The organism is Albibacillus kandeliae (genome assembly GCF_003116585.1).
Lineage (GTDB): Bacteria > Pseudomonadota > Alphaproteobacteria > Rhodobacterales > Rhodobacteraceae > Albibacillus > Albibacillus kandeliae.
Genome location: NZ_QEHM01000023.1, coordinates 1 through 3,031, shown reverse-complemented (window position 1 = coordinate 3,031; position 3,031 = coordinate 1). Strand labels below are relative to the sequence as shown.

Below are 3,031 nucleotides of genomic sequence, written 5' to 3'. Positions count from 1 at the left end.
TTCAGGATCTGCAGCTTCAGCCGCTCGTAGCGCTTGCGCTCGCGCGCCATCTCGGTGGCCTCGATGTAGCGCTGCCGCCGCCCGAGCGCCTTCACCGACATCTCCTGCACCACCGGGTGCGCCCAGCGGATCTCGCCGGCGCAGTTGCAGAGCTCCCACTTGTGCAGCGGCGTGATCTCGCGCTTCAGCAGGCTCTGCCAATGCGCCAGGTCCAGCCCCAGCAGCCGCGACAGCAGCCGGTCATCGGTCGGCAGGGTCCCGACCGGCGCCTCGTTCTGGGCCACCATGAAGAGGTCGAAGCCGTAGGCGCGCACCTCCGGGTCTGCCAGCAGGCGGAAGCTGCTGGTGAGCCAGCGGTTGTGGTGGAACTCGACGAAGTAGTGGCTCTCGAGCCGCTCGCCGGGCTCGATCGGGTAATCCGGGATCGCGCCGATATCGACCGCGCGCAGCGTGGCCTTCGGCGCCTCGTTCTGGGCGCGGCCTGCGCGCTCGGGGCTCTCGGGGGACCCGGCCATCATTGCAGTCCTCTCGAAAGGGTGGCCTCATCGACCCCGTCGAAGGCCGCTGCGCTGGCAACATGACTCGCGCGGGCGAAGTCCCAGCTGATGCGGGTGAAGCCGTGGGCGGCGTTAGATGTATGGTGTGGATCGCCACCGACTTGGCGTGCGGCCCGCCACGCCCGGAGGCCACCGTCGGCGCGGCCGGGGTCGGCTGGGAGCATGGCTGTCCGGTCGACAGAAGATGTCCTTCGGGATGGGGCGGACATGAGGGAAGATCGGACAGCATCAGTGCGCCTGATCTCTTCCGAACCCGTACACGGGGCGATCAGCAGGGTGATGGTCTCTGGTCCCCGCAGGCCGAGGCAGAGGCGAATGTCATCACCGACCCGCGCATGGGGCATCGGGCTGTTGGGCCAGACCACCGCGGTGATCTCGCCCGCGAGGATCGCGCCCACGAGGTTCGGCTGCACGTCATAGGCAATCATCCCTCAGCGCCTCCGGCCTCCGGTTCGTCCCAGGGCATCGCCGGCAGCGTTACCCATTCGCTCGAGGCTACCAGGCTCGAATGGCTGATTGCCGTCGGAACCCGCACCGAGACCCGGCCCGGCCGCGCACCCGCCACGCGCGGGAACTGCGCCCGCCCGAGGGAGGACTTGGCGATCACCGCCGTCCCCGGTGCCTGGCAGAGCGGCTTCCTCAGCGGCGGGCGCCCCAGCAGGTCGATCTCATCGGCCATGAACGGGGCTCCTGTTGCTCGACTGGTATTCTAAGACGATTGCGGGACGCGCGCCCTGCCCCGGTTCCATCACGCGGCCCTCTGGACGGCATCGGCGAAGAAGGCCGGGGCCTCAGGGTCGGTCAGCAGGACGAGCAGCGCGATATGGCTCGCAGGCGCCGTCACCGCGCCCCACCAGTTCAGCGCCGTCTGGAAGCTCACGTCGCAGAACAGCGCCACCTCCCGCGGGCTGGCAAAGCGCGCATGGAAGTAGGCCGACCAGAGTTCGGCAGCATGCACCTTCAGCCCGTATGGCTCAAACCGGTTAGAGCAAGACCTTTGCGACCCGCCCTGCGCAGCCTCCCCGCATGGAACCCCATTGTTCACGATCAGCGTCAGACGAGGCCGCATCATGCCGCCGCCTCCGTCTCGCTTCCGCGCTCTCCCGCCGGCGGCGGGTTCTTCGCCATGTAGGTCCGGATCTTGTCGAGCGTCCGTTGCGTCGGGCTGCTCTCATCGCGCTCCCAGCGCGCCCAGGTCAGGCCGCCCCCGGCGCCCGCCTTCTGAACGATCGTCGAGGGCTTCACCCCCACCCCTGCCGCGTAAGCGCGGACTTCTGCCATGAACTGCTCCATGACCGACGGTTAGTCTTTTCGGACTACATCAGTCAACGTCTTTTTATCCCATAGCGTCATCGAGCTATTAGTAAGAAAATACTAGCATGGCAGACCGAACATTCGCCGAACGCTTGCGTGCGGCCATAGATGCAGATCCGAAGCTGACTGAAGCTGGCCTGGCTGTGAAGGCTGGGTTGAGCAACAGTGTAGTTCGAAAAATCCTAGCCGGAAATACGCAGAACCCGCGTGTCGATACGGCGAGGAAAATCTGCGCCGCCCTCGGGACGACGCTTGAAGAGTTTATGAGCAATGCTCAGACAGAAGAAGAGAAGGAAATTGTTCGCTTAGTAGCCCGGCTGCCCGAGCACCTGCGCCAACAGCTTCTAGGCTATGGACGAGGTCTTGCTGCGTCTTGGGATCAGGCTCAGCCAGAATCCGACGTAGACAAAGAATAATTTCGCGATCTGTCATTGGTAGTCCTTCCTGCCCCACCCCGCCGCAGGAAGAAAACCCAAATGCTGTCAATAACTTGTCAAAATATTGAGTGCTATCCAGGCATTGCGGGAACGGCTACGCCAGACGGTTTCTGTTTCAATCTTTTTTGTCCTGCCGAGGTCATCCGAAAAGAACGGACCCCGCAAATCCGGCTCTTCTAGAAAAGCACCTAAACAGCTACCAACTATTTACGTTTACGCTCACAGTCGGGTCTGTAGCTGGGAGACCTAGTTGGCCTCCGGGAAGTAAGTTCTACGGCCGAGGGTCTGTTTCTTCGACGTACGCGCGACTGAAGGGGCGACACTGTGTCCCGCTTGGGCAAGCTACGATCCAAACCCAAAATCCTAGACTTTTCACGCCGACATGCATTCGCCTTCAAAGGTTCGGAAACCATCGTTGAAGGCTTAGCCTGAATCAGACCTCGCGGGTGATATGGTCTTTTCGGACTACATCAGTATTGACATAGTCTTTTTAGACTAGTTATGTGATCCCCATCAACCTGATGGAGGATTGAATGCAAGACGACAGGAAAGCGGTGCTGAGCGATGCGCGTCACGTGGCGCTCACGCCCGAGGATTACCTCGATGACCCGGCCCAGTTCGTGGCCGCCTGGGCCGCCATGAAGGCCGGGCGCGGACAGGGCTTCGACCCGGCCCGGCTGCGCCCCATGCACATCATCGTTCCGCCCGGCCCCGCGCCGGAGC

Annotated in this window: 7 protein-coding genes; 2 read left to right on the top strand and 5 right to left on the bottom strand. The window is 63.0% G+C overall.

The window, feature by feature from the left end:
• The 5 genes from DDT93_RS26265 to DDT93_RS26245 form a co-directional block, all read right to left on the bottom strand.
• On the bottom strand, nucleotides 1-515 hold a 515-nt coding region (locus DDT93_RS26265), incomplete at its 3' end, for a hypothetical protein (protein WP_109468885.1).
• Complete coding sequence (locus DDT93_RS26260) at nucleotides 515-985, bottom strand: hypothetical protein (protein ID WP_109468884.1); 471 nt, start codon at nucleotides 983-985, stop codon at nucleotides 515-517. The genes DDT93_RS26260 and DDT93_RS26265, both read right to left, overlap by 1 nt.
• Nucleotides 982-1,236, bottom strand: coding sequence for a hypothetical protein (locus DDT93_RS26255; protein ID WP_109468883.1), 255 nt, complete (start codon nucleotides 1,234-1,236; stop codon nucleotides 982-984). The genes DDT93_RS26260 and DDT93_RS26255 overlap by 4 nt, the downstream gene beginning before the upstream one ends.
• 69 nt (nucleotides 1,237-1,305) lie before the next feature.
• Nucleotides 1,306-1,515, bottom strand: coding sequence for a hypothetical protein (locus DDT93_RS27020; RefSeq protein ID WP_232825584.1), 210 nt, complete (start codon nucleotides 1,513-1,515; stop codon nucleotides 1,306-1,308).
• A gap of 110 nt (nucleotides 1,516-1,625) precedes the next feature.
• The gene (locus DDT93_RS26245; RefSeq protein ID WP_232825583.1) at nucleotides 1,626-1,838 is read right to left on the bottom strand and encodes a helix-turn-helix domain-containing protein; all 213 of its coding nucleotides are present in this window, start codon (nucleotides 1,836-1,838) and stop codon (nucleotides 1,626-1,628) included.
• A 98-nt stretch (nucleotides 1,839-1,936) separates the two neighbouring features.
• On the opposite strand from DDT93_RS26245, the gene DDT93_RS26240 reads away from it, so the two are divergent.
• Together DDT93_RS26240 and DDT93_RS26235 are read left to right on the top strand one after the other, a co-directional pair.
• On the top strand, nucleotides 1,937-2,287 hold the full coding sequence (locus DDT93_RS26240; RefSeq protein WP_109468882.1) for a helix-turn-helix domain-containing protein: 351 nt from the start codon (nucleotides 1,937-1,939) through the stop codon (nucleotides 2,285-2,287).
• Nucleotides 2,288-2,841: 554 nt separating this feature from the next.
• On the top strand, nucleotides 2,842-3,031 hold a 190-nt coding region (locus DDT93_RS26235; RefSeq protein ID WP_109468881.1), incomplete at its 3' end, for a hypothetical protein.